This window comes from Sphingopyxis chilensis, assembly GCF_035930445.1.
GTDB lineage: Bacteria > Pseudomonadota > Alphaproteobacteria > Sphingomonadales > Sphingomonadaceae > Sphingopyxis > Sphingopyxis chilensis.
This window is the reverse complement of record NZ_CP142394.1, coordinates 3,796,225-3,820,018: the sequence shown is the minus strand read 5'-3', so window position 1 is coordinate 3,820,018 and position 23,794 is coordinate 3,796,225. Positions and strand designations below refer to the sequence as shown.

The window sequence follows — 23,794 nt, the reverse complement described above, 5'->3', positions numbered from 1 at the left end:
ATGACTCTCCGCAAATCCCGCTGGCGCGACATTCTCGCCTGGCTCGCCCTCACCCTGCTCATCCTCGTCACCATCGCCCACCTTCTCACCCGCCCACCGGCGATGCCCGACTACGCCACCGTCCGCGCCGAATGGCAGCCAAGCGAAGCCTGGCTCACCGATCGCGACGGCCAGCTGCTCGACAGCGAACGCGTCAATTTCGAACGCCGCCGCCTCGCCTGGGTGCCGCTCAACGACATCAGCCCCGCCGTCCGCACCGCCGTCGTGCAAAGCGAGGACCGGCGTTTCTGGTCGCACGGCGGGGTCGACTGGCTCGCGGTCGCCAGCGCGATCCGCGCGCGCCTGACGATGGGGCGGACCGGCGACCGTTCGCGCGGCGCCTCGACGCTGCCGATGCAGCTCGCCGCCTTCCTCGACCCCGGCCTCGCGCAGCCGGGAAAACGCGACTGGCGCACCAAGCTCCGCCAGATGCGCGCCGGACAGGCGCTCGCGGCAAACTGGTCGCACGACGAAATGCTCGAGGCCTATTTCAACCTCCTCCCGCTACGCGGGGAGGCGCAGGGCATCGGCGCGGGCGCGCAAAGCCTGTTCGGCAAGAAGCCCGCCGAAATGACCCGCACCGACGCCGCGCTCTTCGCCGGCCTGCTCCCCAACCCCGCCGCCAGCGCCGAAGTGCTCGGCCGCCGTGCCTGCCGCATCGCCCAAACCAAGGATTGCGCCGCGATCCGCGCCGCCGCCGCGACGCTCGTTTCGGGCGAACATGCCGCGCGCTTCGATCCCGCGCTCGCCCCCCACCTCGCCGTCCGCCTGCTCGACAAGCCGGGCAAGCGCGTCACCACCACCATCGACCGCCGTATCCAGACTGCGGCGATCGTCGCGCTGCGCCGCCAACTCGCCGGGCTCGGCGCCGACCGCGTCCGCGACGGCGCGGTCGTCGTGCTCGACAATGCCACCGGTGAGGTGCTCGCCTATGTCGGCGGGGTCGGCCTCAAATCGACCGCCGCGTCGGTCGACGGCGCCAACGCCCGGCGGCAGGCGGGATCGACGCTGAAACCGCATCTCTATGCGCAAGTGATCGAACATGGCTGGCTCACCGCCGCCTCGATCCTCGACGACAGCCCGGTCCAGCTCGACACCGCCTCGGGACTGTACGTGCCCAAAAACTACGACCACAGCTTCAAGGGCCCGGTCAGCGTCCGCCACGCACTTGCCAGCTCGCTCAACGTCCCCGCCGTCCGCGCCCTCGTCATCGACGACGTCCAGCAATTCCGCGACCGCCTCTGGGCGCTCGGCTACCACGGCCTCGTCGAGGACGGCGAATATTACGGATTCTCGCTGGCGCTGGGCTCCGCCGAAGTTTCGCTCGTAGAACAAGCCAACGCCTTCAGAACATTAGCGAATATGGGCAAGTGGTCACAAGTCCACTTCCTCGATGTGCGCAACGATCGAGAAGTTGCGCGCCAGATCGTCAACCCCGCTGCCGCCTTCATCGTCGGCGACATCCTCGCCGACGCCTCGGCCCGCGCCGACGCCTTCGGCGCCGACAGCGCGCTCCGCCTCCCCTTTTGGGCGGCCGCCAAGACCGGCACCTCGAAAGGCATGCGCGACAATTGGTGCGTCGGCTTCACCGACCGCTTCACCGTCGCGGTGTGGGTCGGTAATCTCGAGGGCGATTCGATGCGCGCCGTCTCGGGCACCTCGGGCGCCGCTCCCGTGTGGCGCGACGTGATGCTCGCCCTCCACGCCGGCCATCCCGGCAAGCCGCCGACGATGCCCGAAGGCGTCGAAGCGCGCCAGATCACCCTTCCAGGCACTCGCGAACCGCCACGCCGCGAATATTTTCTCGCCGGCACTGCGCAAACCGAAATGGCCGCGGCGCCCCACGTCGCGCGCCGTCCACGCATCACCAGCCCGGTCAGCGGCAGTGTCTATGCGCTTGACCCCGACATTCCATTGAACCGCCAGCGGCTCGCGGTCGCGGTCAGCGGCGACGTTGCGGGCTACCGGTTGATTCTCGACAAGACATTGCTGGGCGATGCCGATGCGGGACAGCAGATATTGCCGCGTCCCGGCATCCATATGCTCGCGCTCGTCGACCCGGGCGGGCGGATGATCGATCGGGTCCGCTTCACCGTGCGATAAAGTGCGTGTCACATGTCTGAAATTAAGTTGCGCTGACGTGTAGAGCGGCTAGTCTGCCCCGCCAGGAGACGGGCCCGCACCGGGCCCCAAAGGGGACATCTACATGATATTTGGCCGCGTCAAATCACTCGACGCCATCTTGGCCACTGCCGAGAAAAAGTCGCTTCATCGAACACTCGGTGCCTTCCAGCTCACCATGCTGGGCATCGGCGCCATCATCGGCACCGGCATCTTCGTCCTGACCGCCGAAGCTGCTCAAAAGGCAGGCCCGGGCATGATGTGGAGCTTCGTGATCGCGGGGCTCGTCTGCGTCGTCGCGGCGCTCTGCTATTCGGAGCTGGCCTCGATGGTGCCGGTTTCGGGTAGCGCCTATACTTATACCTATGCCGTGATGGGTGAATTGCTCGCCTGGACGGTCGGCTGGGCGTTGATCCTCGAATATGCGGTCGCCGCTTCGGCGGTGTCGGTCGGCTGGTCGGGCTATTTCGTCGGATTGCTCGCGAACGCAGGTATTGACTTGCCGATGGAGTTGACCGTCGGGCCCTATGCGGGCGGCATAGTCAACCTGCCGGCGCTGGTCATCGCGTTGCTGGTTACCTGGCTGCTGATGATCGGTACGACCGAAAGCGCCCGCGTGAATGCGGTTCTCGTGGTCATCAAGGTCACCGCGCTGACCTTGTTCATCGTCCTGACGCTGCCCATGATGAAGGGCCAGAATTTCGATCCTTTCATGCCCAATGGCTGGTTCGGCCAGACGGCGGGACTCGGCGCGGTCGGCGCGGCCGCCTCGATCTTTTTCGCTTACGTCGGCTTTGACGCGGTTTCGACCGCCGCCGAAGAAACCAAGAATCCGCAACGCAACGTGCCGATCGGGCTCATCGCCTCGCTCGGTATCTGCACCATCTTCTATCTCCTCGTCGCCGCCGGCGCGATCGGTACGATGGGCGCCCAGCCGGTAAACGGAGCCGCCGGCGAGATCCTCTCGCCCGGTTCGACGGCGCTCGCGGAACGCTGCGCCTCGCTCGCCGCCATGGGTCAGGAGCCCCTGGTCTGTTCGCGTGAAGCCTTGGCGCACGTGCTGCGCCAAGTCGGCTATCCCGCGATCGGCAATGCGATCGGCATTGCCGCCTTCCTGGCGCTGCCGTCGGTGATCCTGATCATGCTGTTCGGTCAGACGCGCATCTTCTTCGTGATGGCGCGCGACGGTTTGCTGCCCGAAAAGCTCGCGACGATCCATCCGAAGTGGAAGACTCCGCACATCGTGACGATGATCACCGGCGTTGCCGTCGCTTGTTTCGCCGCCTTCCTGCCCGTCGGCAAGCTTGCCGACATTTCGAACTCGGGGACGCTCTTCGCCTTCTTCATGGTGGCGATCGCGGTGCTGATCCTGCGCATCAAGGATCCGGGTCGCCATCGGCCGTTCCGTACGCCGCTCATCTGGGTCGTCGCACCGCTCGCCGTCCTCGGCACGCTCGGCCTTTACATGAATCTGCCCTTCGACGCGAAGATGGTTCTGCCGGTATGGGGCGCCATCGGCCTCGTGCTCTATTTCCTCTATGGCTATCGCAAGAGCCACGTCGGTCGCGGCATCATCGAGGTTCACGAGGACGACAGCGACGCGCCGCCGCCGCCGGTTCCGCCGGCACCCTCGTTCAACTGACGGTTCGGACGATCATAGGGAAAGGGGGCTTCGGCCCCCTTTCTTCTTCGCGCTGCAATCATGCACCGCGGCAGCTTCCCGACCGAATGCTGATATCAGCCTCCCAACTCCGTTCGCATCGAGCGAAGTCGAGATGCCCCTCGGGCTATGCGTCGCGTCGATGGGTGTCTCGACTTCGCTCGGCACGAACGGAAAGAGAGGAACCGCATTTCCCCACCCCAAAGCCGGTAATCCCCTCGCCTTGCCCGTTCGGCAGCAGCGCCAACGCGGCCGCGGCTGGCTGCCGACCGCGCAGCGCTGTTTCTTCCATGCGCCCGAAGCAACGGCCCGGTCCCCCGGGCGGGTCCATTATGGCTTAGAGCCGGACTTACCCCGAGCCTTCGTCCTTCGGTTTGCTGATCTCGGTGACGAGCAGCTTGTCGATCTTGCGCCCGTCCATGTCGATGATCTCGAAACGCCAACCCCTGTCGGTGAACTTCTCGCCTTCGGTCGGCAGATGCTTCAGGATCGCGAGAACATGGCCCGCAGCGGTCGCGTAGTCGCGATCCTCGCCCAGCTCGATGCCAAGCCGCTCGGCCATCTGGTCGGCGGGCATCGATCCGGCGATCAGCAGGCTGCCGTCGTCGCGTTCAACGACGAAAGGCTCGCTGCCGATGTCCTGGTCCGACGCAAATTCGCCCGCGATCGCCGAGAGCAGGTCGGCGGGAGTCACCAGCCCGTCGAAATGGCCATATTCATCGTGAACGAGCAGCATCGGCACCTCGGCAACGCGCAAGGCTTCGAGCGCGTCCATTGCGTCGATCTGGTCGTGGATGACCTTGGCGGGGCGCATCAACTGCTCAAGGTCGAGCGTCTCGCCCTGAAACAGTGCCGCGGCGATATCGCGTGCCTGGACGACACCGACGATGTCGTCGACCGACCCGCGCGCGACCGGCAGGCGGCTGTGCGGGGTTTCGAGCAATTTGTCGCGCACCCCGCGCGCGTCGAGCGAGATATCGACCCAGTCGACATCCTTGCGCGGCGTCATCACTTCGCGCACCGGCCGGTCGGCGAGGCGCACCACGCCCGAGATGATCGCGCGCTCGCTCTCCTCGATCACTCCCGATTTCGAGGCCTCGGCGACGATCAGGTGCAGTTCCTCGGCGGTCACCCGGTCTTCCGATTCGCGATTGAGGCCGAGCAGGCGGAACACGAGCGCCGAACTATTGTCGAGCAGCCAGACGAGGGGGGCCGCGATCTTCGACAGCCAGATCATCGGCACCGCCATGAAGATCGCGATAGGCTCGGGCGCGCGAAGCGCGAATTGTTTGGGCACCAGTTCGCCCGCGATCAGCGAGATATAGGTGGTGAGCGCGATGACGGTGGCAAAACCTGCCGCCTCGGCGGTATCGGCCTCGAGCCCCAGCCACGCGGCGAGCCGGTCGGCGACCGGCTGTCCCAGACTCGCCCCTGAATAGGCACCGGTAAGCACGCCGATGAGCGTGATTCCGACCTGCACCGTCGACAGGAAGCGGCCCGGGTCGGAAGCGAGCTGTCGCGCGATTTTTGCGCCCCGGCTGCCGCGCTTTTCGGCCGCTTGAAGGCGCGGGTCGCGCGACGAAACGATCGCAAGCTCGGACATGGCGAAAACGCCATTCAAGAGGACGAGGATCAGGATGATCACAACATCCGACCAGGGAAAAGGGGTCATTGGGCGGTCGTACGGCGCGGCGGCGCCCGGCCCCTGTCAGCTTCGGTCATATCCTCCCTATAGGCGAAAGCCGGGACATTACACAATGGCGCACGGCTGAACGCCCTGCTCAGCCGCCATTCAGTCGATTTCGGGAACCAGATCGCCGGCCATATGTTATCGGCACACAGGCGCGGGATGCAGAGGACCAACAGCATCCGCCGGATAAAGGGAGCGACAAATGAACAGCAGGACAATCAAGCTCACCATTTTGACCAGCATCGGCGCAATCGCGCTGACCGGTTGCGTCACCGACCCGGTGACCGGGGAAAGGAAAATATCGAAAGCCGCGATCGGCGGTGTCGGCGGCGCGCTAGGTGGCTATCTGCTCGGCGACCTGATCGGCGGCAAGAACAGCCGCACCGAGGAAATTGTCGGGGCGGGCATCGGCGCGGTCGCAGGCGCAGGTGTCGGCTATTATATGGACCAGCAGGAAAAGAAGCTGCGCGAACGCACGGCGGGCACCGGCATCGACGTCGAGCGTCAGGGCGACCAGCTTGTGCTCAACATGCCGGGCGACGTGACCTTCGACCTCAACAGCGCGATGGTGAAGTCGCAGTTCCGCAGCGCGCTCGACAATGTCGCCTCGACGCTCGCCGAATATCCGAGCACCTATATCGACGTTTACGGCCACACCGATTCGACCGGCAGCGATACCTATAACCAAGGGCTGTCCGAACGCCGCGCCGCATCGGTCGCCGATTATCTGGCGGGCCGCGGCATCCAGCGCGCGCGCATGGCGACGCTAGGCTATGGCGAATCGCAGCTCAAATGCTCGCCCGAGCAGAGCGAGGCCGACTATCAGTGCAACCGCCGCGTCGAAATCCGCATCGCGCCGGTCACGCAGGCCGACGTCAACGCCGCGCAATAACCGGCTCGACCCCGTGGAGAGGAAGGGGCGCCGCTGAGACGGCGCCCCTTTTATGTCAGGCTCGGGAAGCTGGCTTTCAGCCCGTCGATCACGAATTGCGCCGCGAGCGCCGCAAGCAGCACGCCAAGCAGGCGCGTGATTACAGCCTCACCCTTGTTCCCGATGAGGCGCATCAGCGGCCCTGCCGCAAGCAGCGCCGCGAGCGTCAGCAGCAGCACGAGCAGCAGCGCGCCAAAGATGACGAAAGCCCGCTCAAGCCCGTTATTCTGCGACACGAGCAACATCACCGAGGCGATCGACCCCGGCCCCGCGAGCATCGGCATCGCCATCGGAAAGACCGACACATCCTCGATCTCGGGGGTGGCCATGACCTTCTCGGCACGCTGTTCGCGACGTTCGGTGCGCTTTTCGAACACCATGTCGATCGCGATGATGAACAACATGATGCCGCCCGCGATGCGGAAACTGTCGAGATCGATATGGAGGAAGCTGAGCAAGGCTTCGCCGAACATCGCGAAAAAGACGAGGATCAGGCCGGCGATGATCGTCGCACGGATCGCCATCGAGCGGCGCTGCTGCGCGCTGGCGCCGGTGGTCAGGCTGGCGTAGATCGGCGCGCAGCCCGGCGGATCGATCACGACGAACAACGTAACGAAGGCCGAGATGAAAAGGTCGATCATGGCCGCTTCGGTGCCGCGACCTGATCGTCGACGACGGTAGCCATTTCCTTGCCGTCCCACAGGCGGATCGTGACGCGGCGCGACTTGTCGGCGCGGACGGTCGAGGTCCAGCTGAGCGTCTGGTCGCCGGAAAGGCCGACGGCCATATCCTCGCCCTCGCCGCCCGCCTCGATCGGCACGGCGGGCCGCGAACCGCAGACCCCGAGCTTTGATGCGATGAAGTCGGGTGCTTCGCGCGGTGTCGTCAGCGCATCGCCATGGTCGAGAATCCAGCTGAGCCGACCCTTTTCATCGCGCGTCCAGACAGTGGTGAAAAAGCCGTTCGCCGGCCCCTTTTGCCAGGCGCCGGTCGTAACGCCGCTATTCCCGTCGCAGCTGACATAGACGGCGTGCGGTTGCCACTTCACCGCCTCGGCAGGGTCCTTTTGCGATTTCAGCCAGTCGCGCGCCTTCACCCGCTCGGGCACGAACATAACGGCATCGGGATGCGACGTTTCGCGGAACGCGGTCCATTGCCCTTTTTCCTGCGCGAGCCTCGCGAAGCCGATCTCGGCGGCGATGAACGCGCTGGGGTTGGCGGCGAGCGGCCGGTTGCGGAAATCGTCGGCCGACCCTGTACAGCCCGCAAGCATCAGTGCCAGCGCGGGAAAGAGCAGTTGGCGCATCAAAAACCCTCGGGATCGGCAAGGCCCGCGCGGCGATGCGCGGCGACCAGCGTGTTGCGCAGCAGGCATGCGATGGTCATGGGACCGACGCCGCCGGGCACCGGCGTGATCGCATCGGCCACCGCCGCCGCCGCGGCATAGTCGACGTCGCCGACGAGCCGCCCCTTGGCTTCGCCCTGCGCGGGCGGCAGACGGTTGATGCCAACGTCGATCACGATCGCGCCGGGTTTGATCCAGTCGCCCTTCACCATTTCGGCGCGGCCGACCGCGGCGACGACGATATCGGCGCGGCGAACGAGGTCGGGCAGGTCGCGGGTGCGGCTATGCGCCATCGTCACGGTGCAATTGGCGCCGAGCAGCAATTGCCCCATCGGCTTGCCGACGAGGATCGAGCGCCCGACGACGATCGCGTCCTTGCCCGACAGGTCGCCGAGCCGGTCCTGGAGCAGCAGCAGACAGCCGTAGGGCGTGCAGGGCACCATTCCAGCTATGCCGAGCGCGAGGCGGCCCGCGCTGACCGGGGTCAGCCCGTCGACATCCTTGTCGGGGTCGATCGTCGCAACCGCCGCCTGTTCGTCGAGATGGCCGGGGAGCGGGAGTTGCAGGAGGATGCCGTCAACCGCCTCGTCGGCGTTGAGCGCCGCGAGCAGCGCTTCGACCTCATCCTGCGTCGCGGTAGCGGGCAGGCGGTGCTCGAAGCTTTCCATTCCCGCCGCGACCGTCGCCTTGCCTTTCGACCCGACATAGACCGCGCTCGCCGGATCGTCGCCGACAAGAACCACGGCAAGCCCCGGCGCTCGCCCCGTCGCCGCGCGAAACGCCGGAACCGCGTCGGCGATCCGCGCGCGCAAGCCCGCGGCGAAGGCCTTGCCGTCGATCGATTTGGTGGCGGGTACGGAACCTGTCATGCGTCAGGCCATCCCGGTCTGGACGCCGAGCCGGTACAGATAGGCCATGACCGGGCCCTGGATGATGATGAGCAAGATCAGCACCACCATCGGCGTCAGGTCGATGCCTCCGAAATCGGGCATGATGCGCCGGAACGGGCGGTACAGCGGCTCGGTGATCCGGTCGAGGACGTGCCAGAGCTGCCCCACGAAATCATTGTGCGTGTTGATGACGTTGAACGCGATCAGCCACGACATCACGGCCTGGACGATGATGATCCACCAGAGGATGTTGAGCAGGATCGACAGAATATCGAGAAGCATGAAATACAAGGAAGGTCTCCGGCCGAAAAGGTCGATGGCATCAATGTTAGCGGTGAATGAGCGTCCCCGCACCCCTCGCGGTGAAAATTTCGAGCAGCATCGCGTGCGGAATGCGCCCGTCGAGGATGACCGCCGCCTCGACCCCCGCATCGACCGCGGCGACGCAGGTGTCCACCTTCGGGATCATTCCGCCGGTGATTGTGCCGTCGCCCTTCAGCCCGTCGATCGCGGCGCGATCAAGGTCGGTGAGCAGCGCGCCAGACTTGTCGAGCACACCGGCGACGTCGGTGAGCAGGAAGAAACGCTTCGCGCCGAGAGCACCCGCGATCGCGCCCGCCATCGTGTCGGCGTTGATATTATAGGTCGCGCCATCGGCGCCGAGCGCGACAGGCGCGACAACAGGGATGAAATTGTCGTTCGTCAGGTTGACAAGGATCGTCGGGTCGACCGCGACGGGTTCACCGACGAAGCCGAGGTCGACGTGGCGCTCGATCCCCGAATTGGGATCCGGCTCGGTGCGGCTGACCTTTTCGGCCAGCACGAGGTTCGCGTCTTTACCCGAAATGCCGACCGCGCGGCCGCCGAGTCCTGCGATCCAGCTGACGATTTCCTTGTTGATCTTGCCCGCAAGAACCATCTCGGCGACCTCGGCGGTCGCGGCGTCGGTGACGCGGAGGCCGCCGACGAACGTCGATTCGATCCCGAGCTGTTTCAGCATCGCGCCAATCTGCGGCCCGCCGCCATGGACGACAACCGGGTTGATGCCGACGGCCTTCAAGAGCACGACATCCTCGGCGAAGTCGCGCTGCGCCTCGGGATCGCCCATCGCATGGCCCCCATATTTGATCACGAAGGTCTGACCCGCATAGCGCTGCAAATAGGGCAGCGCCTCGACGAGCGTTTCGGCCTTGGCGAGCAGATCGGGCATTTTCGAGGGATCGGTCATCGATATCATCCGGCGTTCTTCGCATCGAGGCTGCGGCCGAGTGCGACCAGCCCGGTGATGACGAAAGGAATGACGAGCACCGAAAGCGCCACCTTGGCGAGCATCTGCCCGCCCATCAGGTTCGCGATCGGGAACACGCCGTAAAAGGCGATGGTGACGAACAGCAACGTATCGACGATCTGGCTCAGGGCGCTGGCGATCGCACCCCGAATAGCAAGCCAGGTCGTGCCCGTGTCGGCGGCTTCGCGTCCCCGGAGCTTGCTGAAGATGGTAACGTTCAGAAATTGCGAGGTGCCATAGGCGACGATCCCCGCCGCCATCAGCCGCGGGCTCTGGCCGAGGACCATGTCAAACGCGGCGAGCCGTTCGGGCTGCATTTCGGGCGACGCCGGAAGCGCGAGCACCAGCGCGGTCAGCATGATCGACAGCACCAGCGGGACGAAACCCCAAAGGACGAGCCGGTTCGCGACCGATTGCCCGTGCAGTTCCGACACTGCGCTCGACAGGGCAACGAGGATCAGGAATGCGAAGATACCCGCCTCGACCGCGAGCCAGCCGCCCAAGGCCACCTGCTTGTTCCCGAGCACGCCGGCGAGCACGACCATGCCGCCATAGACGATCGAGAAAAGGAAGAGCGAGGGTGAAAGCGTGCGCGGCAGCGCCGCCGAGGTCGGTTCGGTCATGCCGCCCGATAGTCGGTTTTACGCAGGCTGGAAAGTCCGAGAAGCACGGCTGGCCGCGCGCCCCTTGCCCCGCCGCCAAAGCCCGTTATTCAGGCCCATTAACTTGCGGGGGACGCATTGACATCATGGAACGCCTGATCGGTCTGCTCGGAATCGTCGTATTGCTTGCGATTGCCGTGCTTTTTTCATCGAACCGCCGCTGGATTCGCCCGCGCATCGTCGTTCCCGCCTTCCTGCTCCAGGCCGGTTTCGCAGTGCTCGTAATCGGCACGCCATGGGGGCGCGCGGTGATCCAGGCGATGTCGAACGGCGTGTCGAACCTGCTGGGCTATGCCAAGGCGGGCACCGATTTCATCTTCGGCCCGCTCGCGTCGCCCGAAATGGGGGCGAACAGCTTCGCGATCGCGGCGCTTCCCGTGATCATCTTCTTCGCCTCGCTAATCTCGATCCTCTATTATCTCGGCATCATGCAGCTGGTGATCAAATGGGTCGGCGGCGCGATTCAGAAGGTCACCGGAATCACCAAGGTCGAAAGCCTCGGCGCCGCGGCGAACATCTTCGTCGGCCAGTCCGAATCGCCGCTGGTCATCCGTCCCTATCTCGCCGGCCTCACCCCTTCGCAGCTCTTCACTATCATGACGGTCGGCATGGCGGGCGTCGCGGGCACCATCCTCGGCGCCTATGCGAGCATGATCGGCGAGCAGTTGCTCCCCTATTTGCTCGCGGCAAGCTTCATGTCGGCGCCCGGCGGCATATTGATGGCCAAGATCATGATGCCCGACGATCCGAAGGATCTCGGCATCGAGCCGGTGATCATGCCCGAGGCCAGCCACGACGAGGAAAAGCCCGCGAACATCATCATGGCGGCGGCGCAGGGCGCGCAGACCGGCGTCAAGCTCGCCGTCGCGGTCGGCGCAATGGTTCTTGCCTTCGTCGCGCTCGTCGCGCTTGCCAACGGGCTGCTCGCCGGCATCGGCGGCTGGTTCGGCTATGAAGGCCTCTCGTTCCAGGCGGTGATCGGCACGATCTTTCGCCCGGTGATGTGGCTGATGGGCGTGCCGTGGGACGAAAGCGCGACCGTCGGCGGACTGTTCGGCAGCAAGATCGTGCTCAACGAATTCGTCGCCTTCATCGACCTCGGCAAGGTGCAAGGCGACATGTCGATGGCTGCCGTCGCGATCGCCACCTTTGCACTTTGCGGATTCGCCAATTTCAGCTCGATCGCTATCCAGATGGCGGTGACCGGCGGGCTCGCCCCAAACCAGCGCCCGATGATCGCCAAGCTCGGCCTGAAGGCGCTGCTCGCCGGCAGCCTGTCGAACCTGATGTCGGCGGCGCTCGCTGGACTGATGCTCGGTATCGCGCCGCCGCTCGCGACACCTCCCAACGAACGCCCCGTGCCCGAAGCATCGGCATCGGCATCGGCATCCGCCTCGACACCCGAAACGGCGGAATTGGCAACGTCCCCCAAGACGGCGCCCTGATCTAACGTGCGATGCCGGTTGGCTTTCGCCGGTCGCTGGGAAAATTTGCAAGCTCCCTCGGGATAACGTAAACTTCCGGGACATAACGAATCCCCGGGTCGCGCCGCAAAATGGGAGGCTGTGATGAAAACCGCTTGTCGTTTGTCGATCCTTGCCGCGGCTGCAGCGTCGATAGGGGCGGGGTTCCTTGCCACGTCGAACGCGCAGTCTCCCGAAGACCGAATGGCCCGGCCGCCCGAAGCGACCATCTATCGCGATGCGGGATATCGCGGCCCGGCGGTGTTCATCGGCGAAGCGAAATCGAACCTCGGCCTCGCGTGGCCGGTCAATTCGATCCGGGTTCCGACCGGGCGCTGGGAACTTTGCGAGAGGACGCGCTATCGCGGCAATTGCCGGACGGTCGATCGCGATACGCCGATGCTCAATAATGTCCTGCGCGGCATCACGGTCCAATCGATGCGTCCGGTAGGTTCGGGCGGCGGCGGAGGCTGGAACCCCAATCCGCCGGCCAACGATCAGGTCGCGCGCGGCAATTTTGCCGAATTCCATACGCAGCCCTCGACCGGCAACTATCGCATCCTCGCCTGCACGCGCGGTTCGGCAACCGCCAATTGCGCGGCGCAAGCGGCCGATAACTGGTGCCGTTCGATCGGCTGGAACGGATCGGCGCGCGAGCATATGGAGACGGTGAGCGGGCGGGTTTATCTCGCCGACGTGCTGTGCGTCCGGTCGGGTTATTGAAGGGGAAGGCGACATGAGGACGACATCTGCTTTCGCGGCGGGCGCCGCAATTCTCGCGCTTGCCGCCTGTTCATCGGTGCCGCCGCGCAACACCGGCACCAGCTATGAATGCAACGCGGGCACACGGCTCAAGGTCGATTATGTCGGCGACGGCGCGATCGTGCGCGTCAACGGCGGGCGGACGCTCGTGCTCAAATCAACGCCAGCGAACCGCGGCCAGATTTACGAGAACAAGAGCGGCGTGCGGCTGCAGCGCAACGGCAATGAGGTGACATGGAACACCGCGGCGCGCTCAGCGCCCGAGCGCTGCCGCGTTGTCTACACGCCGCTCTGAGAAGCGCGATCAAGGCCGCGCTGGCGCCTTGCAACCACGCTCAAGCCCGACGCCTTTGAGAAAGCCCCGACGCACCGTCCCCGCATAAACGGCGAGTGCGTAGCGGCGCCGTTCGGCATTGGCGCCGGTTACCTCGCCGATCAGCCCGCGAAAGGGAATGATGCCGCCCGCCACCGTTCCGGCGACGCGACCGGCGGTTTCCTCGCGCTTTTTCGCGCGGCTCTTGTCGACTTGCTCGTTGACATCCGCACCGAGCACTTCGTCGAGCTCGCGCACTTCGCGGATGATAGCGGCGCATTTGCCGAGACCTGCCAGCGAATAGGGATCGCCCTGCACTTCGAGCAGCTTGGGAGGAACCTCCTTGCCGTCGAATGGCTCGGTCACCGAATTGGCCGTATCCTTGATCGTCGAATCTTCGGGGGCACCTTGCTGGGCATGCGCCGATGCAGTTCCGACCAGCAAGATTGCCGCGAGAGCGAGGAAGGCCTTGTTACGCATGATCAACTCATCCCCTACATTTCGCATATCCAACGCACCCGATGCCTTTCGGCTCCGTCGGCCGCCCCTATAGGGCGCGGCGCGCGATAATTTGAACCCATGGCCCCTGCACCCCGTCATAGCCACCGCCAAGCCCTTCCGTGAGATCGAGGCCATCCCAGGGTGCGGCGTCACGATAAGCGGCTTCGAGTTCCTCGCGCGCAAAATAGTTGAAATAGCGTCCGAAACGGTCTCTCCCTTCGCGTCCGCCACCCTTGTAGCTCGCGAAATGCAGTCCGCCGGGCTTTAGTGCGCGATGGATGCGCGCAAGTACGTCGGGAAGATCGCCACGCGGAACATGGAGCAAGCTGGCCGACGCCCATATGGCATCGTAGCGTTCGGCGACGGCGAGTTCGCCGAAGCGCATCACACGAACCGGCCTGCCGAGCCGGGCCTCGGCCTGAATCGCGATCTCGGCCACTCCATCCGTCGGATCGACCATGAAGCCGCGCGCGATCATGTGCGCGGCATCGCGGCCGCCACCGCAGCCGAGTTCGAGAATCTTGGCGCTTTCGGGCAACCGGTCGAGGAAGGAATCGAGATGACGCGCGGCGCCCGTCGGGCCCGACGCCGCATAAACCGGCGCTTCGGCCGCATAGAAGGCAAGGGTCCGGGCGTCGTAGCCACTCACCGCGTGGGCAGGGGCTCGGGACCGCTCCAGTCGTAGAAACCGCGGCCCGCCTTTTTGCCGACCCAGCCCGCATCGACATATTGGACGAGCAAGGGCGCCGGGCGAAATTTCGGATCGCCGGTGCCGCTGTAGAGCACGCGGATGATTTCGAGGCAGGTGTCGAGCCCGATGAAGTCGGCGAGCGTGATCGGGCCCATCGGATGATTGAGGCCGAGGCGGCAGCCGGTGTCGATGTCTTGCATCGTCGCGACGCCTTCGCCGAGCGCGAACACCGCTTCATTGATCATCGGCATCAGCACGCGATTGACGATGAAGCCCGGCGCGTCGTTGGCGTGGACGATTTCCTTGCCGAGCCCGCGGCCGAAGGCCTCGACCTTTGCCAGCGTATCGGCGCTCGTCGCGAGACCGCGGATCAGTTCGATCAGGCCCATGACGGGCACCGGGTTGAAGAAATGCACGCCGATGAAGCGCGCCGGGTCGGGCGCAGCCTGCGCGAGACGCGTGATCGGGATCGAACTGGTGTTCGAAGCGAGGATCGCGGTCGCCGACAGATGTTGGCCGACGCTGGCGAAGATCGTCCGCTTGATTTCCTCGCGCTCGGTCGCCGCCTCGATCACGAGATCGGCGGGGGCGAAGGCCGCATGGTCGGCGACGGGGGTGATGCGGCCCAGCAGCGCGTCGGCGTCGGCCTGTGTCGTCTTTTCTTTTGACACCAGACGGCCGAGCGCCTTGGCGATGCCCGCCTTGCCCGCGTTGGCGCGCGCGATGTCGATGTCGGAGAGGAGCACGTCGTGGCCGGCGCCCGCCGACACCTGCGCGATGCCCGCACCCATTTGCCCCGCCCCGATAACGCCGACGATCATATCCTGCCCTTTCGCTGACAATCTGCCCGTGGCCCTACGGCTTCGGACAGGGGCGTCAAGGGTGAGCGTCAGGGGGCGGAGCGGAACTCGGTCGCTTCGGCCAGGATCAGGGCAAAGGCGGGGTCGGCGTCGTCCCAGGTCGCGATCGGTGTCCAGCCGCCGGCGCGGAGCAGCAGGTTCGCGTCGCGGGGCCCGTATTTATGGCTGTTCTCGCTGTGGATCGTCTCGCCCTTCGCCAAATGATAGCTGTGGCCGTCGACGGTGAAATCCATGTCGCATGCGGCGACGAGATGCATTTCGATACGCGCGTGGACATCGTTCCACACCGCGCGATGGCTGAAATTCTCCACCGCGATATCGCCGCCGAGTTCGCTGTTGATCCGTTCGAGGAGGTTGAGATTGAAAGCAGCCGTCACCCCCGCCGGGTCGTCATAGGCGCGTTCGAGGATGCCGATATCCTTGATCCGGTCGACGCCGATGAGCATCAGCGCCCCGTCGCCGAGCGCGCTGCGCCAGTTGCGCAGGAGGTCGATCGCGGTGCGCGCGACCATGTTGCCGATCGTCGAGCCGGGGAAAAAGCCTAACTTCGCAAGCGGGCAGATTTCGCGCGGCAAATCGACGCGCTGGGTAAAGTCGGCCTCCACCGGATAGATGGCGAGTCCGGGGAAGCGCGCCGCGAGCGCCTCTGCGCTGTCGCGGAGGAAATCGCCCGAAATATCGACCGGCACATAGGCGGCGGGGTCGATCGCGTCGAGGAGCAGCGGCGTCTTGGTCGAACTGCCCGAACCGAGTTCGACGACCGCACGGCCGGGGCCGATCGCCGATGCGATATCGGCGGCGTGGCGCGTCAGCAGGTCGGTTTCGCTGCGCGTCGGATAATATTCGGGGAGCGCGGTGATATCCTCGAACAGCGCCGAGCCGGTCGTGTCGTAGAACCAGCGCGCGGGAATCGCCTTCGGCCGTTGCGAGAGGCCAGCGTGGACGTCGGCGCGGAAGGCGATGTCGATGCCGGTGTCGTCGGCCGAAACCTGACGAAGATTGCGCACAACGCCCATGTCAAAGATCCTTTGCGAGCCGCACGCCGGTGAATTGCCAGCGCTGGTGGGGGTAAAAGAAGTTGCGGTAGGAGGCGCGGCAGTGACCGCGCGGGGTCGCGCAGCTGCCGCCGCGGAGCACGAACTGGCCGCTCATGAATTTGCCATTATATTCGCCCACCGCGCCGGGGGCGGCGCGGAAGCCCGGATAGGGGCGATAGGCGCTGCCGGTCCATTCCCAGACGCTGCCGAACATCTGTTGCAGGCCCGTGTCATCGGCGAGCGGCGCAGGTTGGGCAGGTCCCGCGGCGTCGAGTTGCTGTCCGCCGTCGGGGTCGAAGGACGCGGCGGCAGTTTCCCATTCAGATTCCGTCGGCAGGCGCGCACCGGCCCAGCTCGCGAAGGCGTCGGCCTCGAAAAAGCTGATGTGGGTCACGGGCGCGGCGGGGTCGATGCCCTGCCAGCCCGCGAGGGTAAAATTCTGACCGTCCCGCCAATAGGCCGGCGCCTCGATGCCTTCGGACTGCACCCATGCCCAGCCGTCGCTGAGCCAGAGCGCGGGCGTGCGATAACCGCCGTCGGCGATGAATTCCTGCCATTCGCCGTTCGTCACCGGGCGGCTGGCGAGCGCGTGCGGGGTGAGCAGCACATGGTGGCGCGGCCCCTCGCAGTCGAAGGCGAAGCCGTCGCCCGCATGGCCGGCCGCCGCAATGCCCTCGGCGCCCTTCACCCACCTCATCGCGGAAAACTGCGAAACTTCACGCGCGATCGGCGTTTCCCACGCCGCCGGACCGAGCGGGTTTTGCGCGAAGAGATGCTTCAGGTCGGTGAGCAGCAATTCCTGATGCTGCTGCTCGTGATGGATGCCGAGTTCGACAAGCGCGAGGGCCGAGGGCGGCAGATCGGGCAGCGCGTCCCGCACCGCCGCATCGACATGCGCGCGCCAGACGCGCACCTCGTCGAGCGAGGGGCGCGTCAGCAGACCGCGATGCGGGCGCGCGTGGCGCGGCCCTTCGGCCTCATAATAAGAGTTGAAAAGATAGGGGTATCGCTCGTCGAAAAGACGATAGCCCGGCACATGGTCGCGCAGGATGAAGGTTTCGAAGAACCAGGTCGTGTGCGCGAGGTGCCATTTGGCGGGCGAGGCGTCGGGCATCGACTGCGCGCTCGCATCCGCATCCGAAAGCGTGCCCGCGAGATCGAGCGAGAGGCGCCGCGTCGCGGCGAAGCGCCCAGTCAGCGCCTCGATCGGGTCGGTGCGGGTCGAAGCATCGGTGCGGCTGGCCATGTCGAGACAATCCCCCGAGGTGCGATTCGGTTTCGCGGTTCGTCGGATTATGGTTACAGGGCGCGGAATTGTCTAGAACATTTAGGGAACGCCGGTTCAGCGCGTCGCGCCGGGTTTCCAGAGGATGTCGCCGCCCGCCGCGGCGTTGAGGTGCCGGGTGAGCACGAAGAGATGGTCCGACAGGCGGTTGAGGTAACCCAGCGCGAGCGGGTTGAGCTTGCGCCCTTCGCCCGCCGCGACCGCGGCACGTTCGGCGCGGCGCGCCACCGCGCGGGCGAGGTGGAGCCGCGCGGCGGATTCGGTGCCGCCGGGCAGGATGAAGCTTTTGAGCGCACCGAGCGCCGCGTTCATAGCGTCGATCTCGTCCTCCAGCCGCGCGATCTGGCTCGGCACGATGCGCAGCGCCATGTCGTGCGGGCCAAAGCCGAACTGGATGTCGGGCGGGGTCGCGAGGTCGGCGCCGAGGTCGAACAGCTCGTTCTGGATTCGCGACAGCATCGCGGCTTCGTCGCGCGCCGGGTCGAGCGCGGCGGCGGCGAGACCGACCCAACTGTTCGCTTCGTCGACGTCGCCGATCGCCGCCATCAGCGCGTCGGACTTGGCGATGCGCGACCCATCGACGAGGCCCGTCGTGCCGTCGTCGCCGGTGCGCGTGTAGATCTTGTTGAGCTTTACCATTGCCGGGATTTAGCTGCCGGCAGCAAACACGCCGATCAGCACGAGCAGGATGATGGTGATCGCCTGCCACTTCACCCGCGACATCATCATCTTGTTCTGCATCACCTGATTCTCGTGGACCGTGCCGTCCATCTGGGCCTTGTGCCCCTGCGAGAAATAGAAGAGGCCCCGCGCGAGCGAGAAGAGGACGAAGCCGGCGGCGATGACGACGCCAAGGACGAGCAGGATTTCCATAAACCCTATCTAGGGATTTTGCAGCGAATAGCCAGTGGGAAGCCGGTCCGCCGCCAAATCGGCGGCGAGCGCGCGGCCGTCGATGCCCGCATCGCGCAGTCCCTTGAGCGATGCCGCGGCGTCGCGCTTCGCCAGCCTTTTGCCGTCGGGTCCGCAGACGAGCGCGTGGTGACGGTAAACCGGCGCCGGCAGGCCGAGCAGCGCCTGCAACAGCCGGTGGATATCGGTCGAGGCGATGAGGTCGGCACCGCGGATCACATGCGTCACGCCCATCGCGGCATCGTCGAGCGTGCTCGCGAGATGATAGCTCGCGGGCGCGTCCTTGCGCGCGAGGACAATATCGCCGTGCGCCAGGGGGGCGGCGGTACGAAGCCCCTGCTCCATCTCCTCCCATTTCAGGTCGCCCGCAAGCGCCGCGGCGCGCGTCATGTCGAGGCGCCAGCAATGCGGTTCGGCCGCCATGCGCCGTGCGCGCTCGGCGTCGGAAAGGTTGCGGCAGGTGCCGGGATAGGTCGCACCAGACGGGCCGTGCGGCGCCGACAGGCTGGCGGCGATATCGGCGCGGGTGCAAAAGCAGGGATAGACGAGGCCGCGCGCGCGAAGATCGTCGAGCGCGGCGACATAATCGCCGAGCCGATCCGACTGGCGTACCGGATCGCCGTCCCGGTCGAGGCCGAGCCAAGCAAGGTCGGCAAGCGCGGCCGCGACAAACTCCTCGCGCGAGCGGCTGCCGTCGATATCGTCGATGCGAATGCGGAAGCGCCCACCCGCCCCGCGCGCCGCGGCGTGCGCCAAAACCGCACTATAGGCGTGGCCGAGGTGGAGTTCGCCGGTGGGGCTGGGAGCGAAGCGGGTCAGCATCTTCGGTCCCATGAATCCATATGCTGTGCCAAGTCAAAGTGAATCATCCATATCTTGCGACAGATGCCCTCTTGACGGCAGAATCTGATCGGGCATGTAATGATGGTGTCACGCGCGGGAGGCAGTGGCGCGCCATCCCGTGAAGAAATGGGGGCAGCGTTATTTAGCCATGTTCCATCCCGATCTTGCCCGGCACCCCGATAGCTGTCCGGCGCTCGTTCTCAACGCCGATTACACGCCGCTCAGCTATTATCCGCTGAGCCTCTGGCCCTGGCAGACCGCGGTGAAGGCGGTTTTTCTCGACCGCGTCACCATCGTCGAGAATTATGAGCGCGAGATTCATTCGCCGACGCGGACGATGCCGATCCCGAGCGTCATTGCGCTGCGCCAATATGTGAAACCGTCGGAGCATCCGGCGTTCACGCGCTTCAACCTGTTCCTGCGCGACCGTTTCGCGTGCCAATATTGCGGGTCGGGCAAGGACCTGACGTTTGACCATGTCGTGCCGCGCCGGCTGGGCGGGCGCACGACGTGGGAAAATGTCGCGACCGCCTGCGCCCCATGCAACCTGAAAAAAGGCGGCCGCACCCCGCAACAAGCGCATATGCCGCTCTATCGCCAGCCGTGGCGACCGACGAGCTGGCAGTTGCAGGACAATGGCCGGGCGTTTCCGCCCAATTACCTCCACACGAGCTGGATCGACTGGCTGTATTGGGATGTTGAACTCGAAGGCTAGGCTGCGGCGCTTTGGACACGGGGGCTTTGGGGTGGTTTACGGTCTGGCAGCAACGGTTTAGAGCCTTAGCTGCCGTTGATCAGTCACCACGCATGAAGAAGCCTTGTGTGAACATCGCATAGAGAATCGCAATTAGTGCGAGCGCGGCCACGAAGCTTCCTAAAAGAACGTGCGTCGCTTGATGCTCACCACGGTTAATCTCATTCGGATCGTAGCCGGCCTCGAGCCCTTCCAGATCCGCCAGTGCTTCGGCGATGTTTCGCCGCTGCTTGTCGGCATAAACTTTGTCTTTTGCACGGATGTCGTCATCGTCTGCCCAATGGCTGAGTCTTTGCCATGCCACACGCTCTAGCTCTGCTAGGCCTTTAGGATCGGGTGCGGCAGCGAATAACTCATTGTTCGTGATGTTGCCGTCGGCTAGCGCTCGCTTCATCATGTCAATCAAGGTGAGCCGGGTGTTCATGCGGTCATCATGGCACCGCTAGGCAGTGCCTGCAAATAGACTGCGCCAGTTCGTTGCTGAACGACTGAGTTCGGTCGATTGCGGTCTTCCATCTCTGGGTTGCGCGCTGTAAACCTTTACCCTTGGGGACGGTTTCAAGGAGACTAAAATGGTTCGCGCGGTCTTTTTCGGGGTTTCCGCCCTTTCGCTCGCCGCGTGCGCAACCACGCCCGCCGAGCGGCCCGTGACCGTCACCGGCAGCATCACCTATCGCGAGCGGATCGCGTTGCCGCCGACCGCGCAGGTCGAAATCACCCTAGCCGACGTCAGCCTGGCCGATGCGCCATCGACGACGATCGCGCAGCAGGCGTTCACCGCCGACGGGCGGCAGGTGCCCTTTGCCTTTTCGCTGACCGTCGATCAGCGCCGGCTCGACCCGCGCCACAGCTATGCGGTGTCGGCGCGCATCAGCGATGCGTCGGGACGGCTGATGTTCATCACCGACACGCGCAACAGTGTTGCGTTCGATGGCCGCCGTGCGATCGATCTGGGGATGTTGATGCTGGTGAAGACGAACTGAAATAAGCCGCGCATAGCTATGCGCGGCTTGACCCTGCACCTTCGCAGGTGCAGCAAGTTGGGCCCATGGGCCCACCTATCCAGATCTCGCAAAATCCCGACATCCGCTATTTGGGGCGGATCCTCGGCGACGTCATTCGCGCCTATGGCGGCGACAAATTGTTCCGCCAGACCGAATATATCCGCTCATCGAGCGTCGACCGGCATCGCGGAATCGCGGGGGCCGAGGCGATCGACCCGGGGCTCGACGCGCTGAGCCTCGACGACACGATCGCCTTCGTGCGCGGTTTCATGCTGTTTTCGATGCTCGCCAACCTGGCCGAAGACCGGCAGGGGGTGGCGGCCGAGCCCGAGGCGACGGTCGCCGCGGCGCTGGAAAAGCTGAAAGCCGACGGGATCGACAGCGATGCGGTCGCGGCGCTGCTCGGCGCCTCGCTCGTCGCGCCGGTACTGACCGCGCACCCGACCGAGGTGCGGCGCAAGTCGGTGCTCGATCACAAGAACCGCGTCGCCGAGCTGATGCGGATGCGCGATGCCGGGCTCGACGAAACGCCCGAAGGCGATGTGATCGAGGACGCGATCCGCCGGCAGGTCGTCCTCCTGTGGCAGACGCGCCCGCTGCGAACCGAAAAATTGTTCGTCGCCGACGAGATCGACAATGCGCTGACCTATTTGCGCGACGTCTTCCTGCCCGTGGTGCCCAAGCTTTACGCGCGGTGGGAAAAGGAGCTGGGGCAGCGCCCCGCGAGCTTCCTGCGCGTCGGCAGCTGGATCGGCGGCGACCGCGACGGCAACCCCTTTGTCACCGCCGAAACGATGCGCATGGCGACCGCGCGCAACGCCGCGGCGGTGATCGGCCATTATATCGACCAGGTCCACGCGCTCGGCGCCGAGCTGTCGGTGTCGTCGAGCCTCGCGCCGGTGCCCGAAGCGGTCGAAGCCTTGGCCGAGGCGAGCGGCGACGGTGCGCCGAGCCGCAGCGACGAACCCTATCGCCGCGCGCTGTCGGGCATTTATGCGCGGCTGTCGGCGACCTATGCGGCGATCACCGGCAAGGCGCCGCCGCGCCCCGCCGCGCTTAAGGGCGAGGCCTATGCCACCCCCGCCGATTTCCGCCGCGACCTCGTCACCATCGCGAACGGCCTGTCGGCGAGCGGCAAGGGCCAGCTCGCGGGAATCGGCGCGCTGGGGCGGTTGATCCGCGCAGTCGAGGTGTTCGGATTCCACCTCGCGACGCTCGACATGCGGCAGAACAGTGCGGTGCACGAACGCGTGCTCGCCGAGCTGCTTTCGGTATCGGGCGTGTGCGCCGACTATCTGGCGCTGGACGAGGAGGCGCGGGTCGCGCTGCTCACCGCCGAACTGGCGAGCGACCGGCCGCTCGCGGCGCCGTGGCACGAGTGGAGCGAAGAAACCGCGGGTGAGCTTGCGATCGTCCACGCCGCCGCCGATGTGCGCGCGCAGCTCGGCCCCGACGCGATCTGCCAGTGGATCATCAGCATGGCGCAGGACCTGTCCGACCTGCTCGAAGTCCATGTCCTCGCGCGCGAAGCGGGGCTGTGGCGGAGCGGCGGCGACGCGGGCAAGTCGAACCTGATGGTCGTGCCCTTGTTCGAGACGATCGCCGACCTCGACAAGGCGCCGGCGATCATGGCGCGCTATTTCGCGATGCCCGAAATCGGCCCGCAGGTCGGGCAGCGCGGGCATCAGGAAGTGATGATCGGCTATTCGGATTCGAACAAGGACGGCGGTTACATGACCTCGACCTGGGGGCTGCACCAGGCGTCGCAGGCGCTGACCCCGGTGTTCGAGGAGTTCGACACGTCGATGCAGCTGTTCCACGGCCGCGGCGGCGCGGTCGGGCGCGGCGGCGGCAGCGCCTTTGCCGCGATCCGCGCGCAGCCCGCCGGCACGGTGCAGGGACGCATCCGGATCACCGAACAGGGCGAAGTGATCGCGGCGAAATATGGCACGATCGATGGCGCCGCGACAAATCTGGAAGCGATGGTGTCGGCCAGCCTGCTCGCGAGCCTCGAGCCCGAGGCGAAGAGCGACGCCGATGCCGCGCGCTTTGCCGAGGCGATGGACGCTTTGTCCGACACCGCCTTCGCGGCGTATCGCGGGCTCGTCTACGACACGCCGGCGTTCAAGGATTTCTTCCGCGCGATGACGCCGATCGCCGAGATCGCGACGCTGAAGATCGGGTCGCGGCCGTCGAGCCGCACCAAGTCGAACGCGATCGAGGATCTGCGCGCGATCCCGTGGGTGTTCAGCTGGGCGCAGGCGCGCACGATGCTGCCCGGCTGGTACGGCACGGGCGAGGCGTTCGCGGCGTTCGAGGACAAGGCGCTGCTGACCGGCATGGCGGAAAGCTGGCCCTTCTTCGCCGCGCTGCTCGGCAATATGGAGATGGTGCTCGCCAAGTCGGACATGGGGATCGCGTCGCGCTATGCGGGGCTCGCAAGCCATGTCGAAGGCCATGCCGCGATCTTCGGCCGCATCAAGGACGGCTGGAACCGCGCGCACGACGGGCTGCTGGAGATCACCGGCCAGACGCGCCTGCTCGAGCGGAACCCGGCGCTCGAAGCGTCGATCCGGCTGCGGCTGCCCTATATCGAACCGCTCAACCTGCTCCAGATCGAGTTGATGAAGCGCCACCGCGCGGGCGAGACCGACCCGCGCATCGCCGAGGGCATCCAGCTGACGATCAACGCGATCGCGACGGCGCTGCGGAACAGCGGGTAAGCGCCCAGCGCTTCGTCGCG

25 protein-coding genes are annotated in these 23,794 nt (G+C 65.6%); 9 read left to right on the top strand and 16 right to left on the bottom strand.

The window, feature by feature from the left end:
• Positions 1–2,142 (top strand): penicillin-binding protein 1C, encoded by a 2,142-nt coding sequence (pbpC, locus tag VSX79_RS18060; protein WP_326914016.1) that lies wholly within the window; start codon positions 1–3, stop codon positions 2,140–2,142.
• Positions 2,143–2,245: 103 nt separating this feature from the next.
• Entirely contained in the window at positions 2,246–3,802 is a 1,557-nt protein-coding gene (locus VSX79_RS18055; protein ID WP_179497978.1) for an amino acid permease, read from the top strand.
• Between the two features lie 367 nt (positions 3,803–4,169).
• Here the strand turns inward: VSX79_RS18055 and VSX79_RS18050 are convergent, their stop codons facing one another.
• On the bottom strand, positions 4,170–5,492 hold the full coding sequence (locus tag VSX79_RS18050; protein ID WP_179497976.1) for a hemolysin family protein: 1,323 nt from the start codon (positions 5,490–5,492) through the stop codon (positions 4,170–4,172).
• A 220-nt stretch (positions 5,493–5,712) separates the two neighbouring features.
• On the opposite strand from VSX79_RS18050, the gene VSX79_RS18045 reads away from it, so the two are divergent.
• On the top strand, positions 5,713–6,402 hold the full coding sequence (locus VSX79_RS18045; protein WP_179497974.1) for an OmpA family protein: 690 nt from the start codon (positions 5,713–5,715) through the stop codon (positions 6,400–6,402).
• A 50-nt stretch (positions 6,403–6,452) separates the two neighbouring features.
• Here VSX79_RS18045 and VSX79_RS18040 read toward each other — a convergent pair whose 3' ends face one another.
• The 6 genes from VSX79_RS18040 to VSX79_RS18015 are packed head-to-tail and all read right to left on the bottom strand — an operon-like array spanning position 6,453 to position 10,587.
• Entirely contained in the window at positions 6,453–7,082 is a 630-nt protein-coding gene (locus VSX79_RS18040) for a MarC family protein (RefSeq protein ID WP_179497973.1), read from the bottom strand.
• On the bottom strand, positions 7,079–7,747 hold the full coding sequence (locus tag VSX79_RS18035; protein WP_179497971.1) for a hypothetical protein: 669 nt from the start codon (positions 7,745–7,747) through the stop codon (positions 7,079–7,081). Before VSX79_RS18035 ends, VSX79_RS18040 begins: the two co-directional genes overlap by 4 nt.
• Positions 7,747–8,655 (bottom strand): bifunctional methylenetetrahydrofolate dehydrogenase/methenyltetrahydrofolate cyclohydrolase FolD, encoded by a 909-nt coding sequence (gene folD, locus VSX79_RS18030; protein ID WP_179497969.1) that lies wholly within the window; start codon positions 8,653–8,655, stop codon positions 7,747–7,749. Before folD ends, VSX79_RS18035 begins: the two co-directional genes overlap by 1 nt.
• Positions 8,656–8,658: 3 nt before the next feature.
• The gene (locus VSX79_RS18025) at positions 8,659–8,958 is read right to left on the bottom strand and encodes a YggT family protein (protein ID WP_179498882.1); all 300 of its coding nucleotides are present in this window, start codon (positions 8,956–8,958) and stop codon (positions 8,659–8,661) included.
• A gap of 46 nt (positions 8,959–9,004) precedes the next feature.
• Positions 9,005–9,913: an acetylglutamate kinase gene (gene argB / locus VSX79_RS18020; RefSeq protein WP_407697231.1), complete on the bottom strand. Its 909-nt coding sequence runs from the start codon at positions 9,911–9,913 to the stop codon at positions 9,005–9,007.
• Positions 9,910–10,587 (bottom strand): queuosine precursor transporter, encoded by a 678-nt coding sequence (locus VSX79_RS18015; RefSeq protein WP_326914014.1) that lies wholly within the window; start codon positions 10,585–10,587, stop codon positions 9,910–9,912. The genes argB and VSX79_RS18015 overlap by 4 nt, the downstream gene beginning before the upstream one ends.
• Positions 10,588–10,712: 125 nt before the next feature.
• Between VSX79_RS18015 and VSX79_RS18010 the strand changes: the two genes are divergently transcribed.
• The 3 genes from VSX79_RS18010 (at position 10,713) to VSX79_RS18000 (ending at position 13,146) form a co-directional block, all read left to right on the top strand.
• Entirely contained in the window at positions 10,713–12,071 is a 1,359-nt protein-coding gene (locus VSX79_RS18010) for a NupC/NupG family nucleoside CNT transporter (RefSeq protein ID WP_326914013.1), read from the top strand.
• Between the two features lie 123 nt (positions 12,072–12,194).
• Entirely contained in the window at positions 12,195–12,812 is a 618-nt protein-coding gene (locus VSX79_RS18005; RefSeq protein WP_179497961.1) for a hypothetical protein, read from the top strand.
• Between the two features lie 13 nt (positions 12,813–12,825).
• Positions 12,826–13,146 (top strand): MliC family protein, encoded by a 321-nt coding sequence (locus tag VSX79_RS18000; protein ID WP_326914012.1) that lies wholly within the window; start codon positions 12,826–12,828, stop codon positions 13,144–13,146.
• Between the two features lie 9 nt (positions 13,147–13,155).
• Here the strand turns inward: VSX79_RS18000 and VSX79_RS17995 are convergent, their stop codons facing one another.
• From VSX79_RS17995 to gluQRS, 8 genes are all read right to left on the bottom strand, one after another.
• Positions 13,156–13,644 (bottom strand): hypothetical protein, encoded by a 489-nt coding sequence (locus VSX79_RS17995; RefSeq protein ID WP_179497957.1) that lies wholly within the window; start codon positions 13,642–13,644, stop codon positions 13,156–13,158.
• A 67-nt stretch (positions 13,645–13,711) separates the two neighbouring features.
• Positions 13,712–14,314: a class I SAM-dependent methyltransferase gene (locus VSX79_RS17990; RefSeq protein ID WP_179497955.1), complete on the bottom strand. Its 603-nt coding sequence runs from the start codon at positions 14,312–14,314 to the stop codon at positions 13,712–13,714.
• A complete protein-coding gene (locus VSX79_RS17985) occupies positions 14,311–15,177 on the bottom strand; it encodes a 3-hydroxyacyl-CoA dehydrogenase NAD-binding domain-containing protein (protein ID WP_326914011.1) in 867 nt (288 codons plus the stop codon). Before VSX79_RS17985 ends, VSX79_RS17990 begins: the two co-directional genes overlap by 4 nt.
• Positions 15,178–15,245: 68 nt before the next feature.
• Positions 15,246–16,232, bottom strand: a complete 987-nt coding sequence (egtD, locus tag VSX79_RS17980) for an L-histidine N(alpha)-methyltransferase (protein ID WP_326914010.1) — start codon at positions 16,230–16,232, stop codon at positions 15,246–15,248.
• A 1-nt stretch (position 16,233) separates the two neighbouring features.
• Positions 16,234–17,499, bottom strand: a complete 1,266-nt coding sequence (gene egtB, locus VSX79_RS17975) for an ergothioneine biosynthesis protein EgtB (RefSeq protein WP_179497949.1) — start codon at positions 17,497–17,499, stop codon at positions 16,234–16,236.
• Positions 17,500–17,595: 96 nt separating this feature from the next.
• Complete coding sequence (locus VSX79_RS17970) at positions 17,596–18,177, bottom strand: cob(I)yrinic acid a,c-diamide adenosyltransferase (protein WP_326914009.1); 582 nt, start codon at positions 18,175–18,177, stop codon at positions 17,596–17,598.
• A gap of 9 nt (positions 18,178–18,186) precedes the next feature.
• Positions 18,187–18,411 (bottom strand): HIG1 domain-containing protein, encoded by a 225-nt coding sequence (locus VSX79_RS17965; RefSeq protein WP_179497945.1) that lies wholly within the window; start codon positions 18,409–18,411, stop codon positions 18,187–18,189.
• Positions 18,412–18,420: 9 nt separating this feature from the next.
• On the bottom strand, positions 18,421–19,284 hold the full coding sequence (gluQRS, locus tag VSX79_RS17960) for a tRNA glutamyl-Q(34) synthetase GluQRS (RefSeq protein WP_326914008.1): 864 nt from the start codon (positions 19,282–19,284) through the stop codon (positions 18,421–18,423).
• A gap of 157 nt (positions 19,285–19,441) precedes the next feature.
• Here gluQRS and VSX79_RS17955 point away from each other — a divergent pair, with 157 nt between their 5' ends.
• Positions 19,442–20,008: an HNH endonuclease gene (locus VSX79_RS17955; RefSeq protein ID WP_037553138.1), complete on the top strand. Its 567-nt coding sequence runs from the start codon at positions 19,442–19,444 to the stop codon at positions 20,006–20,008.
• Between the two features lie 79 nt (positions 20,009–20,087).
• On the opposite strand, the gene VSX79_RS17950 is transcribed toward VSX79_RS17955, so the two are convergent.
• A complete protein-coding gene (locus tag VSX79_RS17950) occupies positions 20,088–20,471 on the bottom strand; it encodes a hypothetical protein (protein ID WP_326914007.1) in 384 nt (127 codons plus the stop codon).
• A gap of 148 nt (positions 20,472–20,619) precedes the next feature.
• On the opposite strand from VSX79_RS17950, the gene VSX79_RS17945 reads away from it, so the two are divergent.
• Both VSX79_RS17945 and ppc read left to right on the top strand, forming a co-directional pair.
• Positions 20,620–21,030 (top strand): YbaY family lipoprotein, encoded by a 411-nt coding sequence (locus tag VSX79_RS17945; RefSeq protein ID WP_179497940.1) that lies wholly within the window; start codon positions 20,620–20,622, stop codon positions 21,028–21,030.
• A 65-nt stretch (positions 21,031–21,095) separates the two neighbouring features.
• On the top strand, positions 21,096–23,774 hold the full coding sequence (gene ppc, locus VSX79_RS17940; protein ID WP_326914006.1) for a phosphoenolpyruvate carboxylase: 2,679 nt from the start codon (positions 21,096–21,098) through the stop codon (positions 23,772–23,774).
• Positions 23,775–23,794 lie beyond the last annotated feature (20 nt).

What these genes read in the sequence shown, in the direction of transcription:
- pbpC (WP_326914016.1), top strand. Translation starts at nt 1, where the DNA reads ATGACTCTCCGCAAATCCCGCTGGCGCGACATTCTCGCCTGGCTCGCC.
- VSX79_RS18055 (WP_179497978.1), top strand. Translation starts at nt 2,246, where the DNA reads ATGATATTTGGCCGCGTCAAATCACTCGACGCCATCTTGGCCACTGCC.
- VSX79_RS18050 (WP_179497976.1), bottom strand. Translation starts at nt 5,492, where the DNA reads ATGACCCCTTTTCCCTGGTCGGATGTTGTGATCATCCTGATCCTCGTC.
- VSX79_RS18045 (WP_179497974.1), top strand. Translation starts at nt 5,713, where the DNA reads ATGAACAGCAGGACAATCAAGCTCACCATTTTGACCAGCATCGGCGCA.
- VSX79_RS18040 (WP_179497973.1), bottom strand. Translation starts at nt 7,082, where the DNA reads ATGATCGACCTTTTCATCTCGGCCTTCGTTACGTTGTTCGTCGTGATC.
- VSX79_RS18035 (WP_179497971.1), bottom strand. Translation starts at nt 7,747, where the DNA reads ATGCGCCAACTGCTCTTTCCCGCGCTGGCACTGATGCTTGCGGGCTGT.
- folD (WP_179497969.1), bottom strand. Translation starts at nt 8,655, where the DNA reads ATGACAGGTTCCGTACCCGCCACCAAATCGATCGACGGCAAGGCCTTC.
- VSX79_RS18025 (WP_179498882.1), bottom strand. Translation starts at nt 8,958, where the DNA reads ATGCTTCTCGATATTCTGTCGATCCTGCTCAACATCCTCTGGTGGATC.
- argB (WP_407697231.1), bottom strand. Translation starts at nt 9,913, where the DNA reads ATGATATCGATGACCGATCCCTCGAAAATGCCCGATCTGCTCGCCAAG.
- VSX79_RS18015 (WP_326914014.1), bottom strand. Translation starts at nt 10,587, where the DNA reads ATGACCGAACCGACCTCGGCGGCGCTGCCGCGCACGCTTTCACCCTCG.
- VSX79_RS18010 (WP_326914013.1), top strand. Translation starts at nt 10,713, where the DNA reads ATGGAACGCCTGATCGGTCTGCTCGGAATCGTCGTATTGCTTGCGATT.
- VSX79_RS18005 (WP_179497961.1), top strand. Translation starts at nt 12,195, where the DNA reads ATGAAAACCGCTTGTCGTTTGTCGATCCTTGCCGCGGCTGCAGCGTCG.
- VSX79_RS18000 (WP_326914012.1), top strand. Translation starts at nt 12,826, where the DNA reads ATGAGGACGACATCTGCTTTCGCGGCGGGCGCCGCAATTCTCGCGCTT.
- VSX79_RS17995 (WP_179497957.1), bottom strand. Translation starts at nt 13,644, where the DNA reads ATGCGTAACAAGGCCTTCCTCGCTCTCGCGGCAATCTTGCTGGTCGGA.
- VSX79_RS17985 (WP_326914011.1), bottom strand. Translation starts at nt 15,177, where the DNA reads ATGATCGTCGGCGTTATCGGGGCGGGGCAAATGGGTGCGGGCATCGCG.
- egtD (WP_326914010.1), bottom strand. Translation starts at nt 16,232, where the DNA reads ATGGGCGTTGTGCGCAATCTTCGTCAGGTTTCGGCCGACGACACCGGC.
- egtB (WP_179497949.1), bottom strand. Translation starts at nt 17,499, where the DNA reads ATGGCCAGCCGCACCGATGCTTCGACCCGCACCGACCCGATCGAGGCG.
- VSX79_RS17970 (WP_326914009.1), bottom strand. Translation starts at nt 18,177, where the DNA reads ATGGTAAAGCTCAACAAGATCTACACGCGCACCGGCGACGACGGCACG.
- VSX79_RS17965 (WP_179497945.1), bottom strand. Translation starts at nt 18,411, where the DNA reads ATGGAAATCCTGCTCGTCCTTGGCGTCGTCATCGCCGCCGGCTTCGTC.
- gluQRS (WP_326914008.1), bottom strand. Translation starts at nt 19,284, where the DNA reads ATGGGACCGAAGATGCTGACCCGCTTCGCTCCCAGCCCCACCGGCGAA.
- VSX79_RS17955 (WP_037553138.1), top strand. Translation starts at nt 19,442, where the DNA reads ATGTTCCATCCCGATCTTGCCCGGCACCCCGATAGCTGTCCGGCGCTC.
- VSX79_RS17950 (WP_326914007.1), bottom strand. Translation starts at nt 20,471, where the DNA reads ATGAACACCCGGCTCACCTTGATTGACATGATGAAGCGAGCGCTAGCC.
- VSX79_RS17945 (WP_179497940.1), top strand. Translation starts at nt 20,620, where the DNA reads ATGGTTCGCGCGGTCTTTTTCGGGGTTTCCGCCCTTTCGCTCGCCGCG.
- ppc (WP_326914006.1), top strand. Translation starts at nt 21,096, where the DNA reads ATGGGCCCACCTATCCAGATCTCGCAAAATCCCGACATCCGCTATTTG.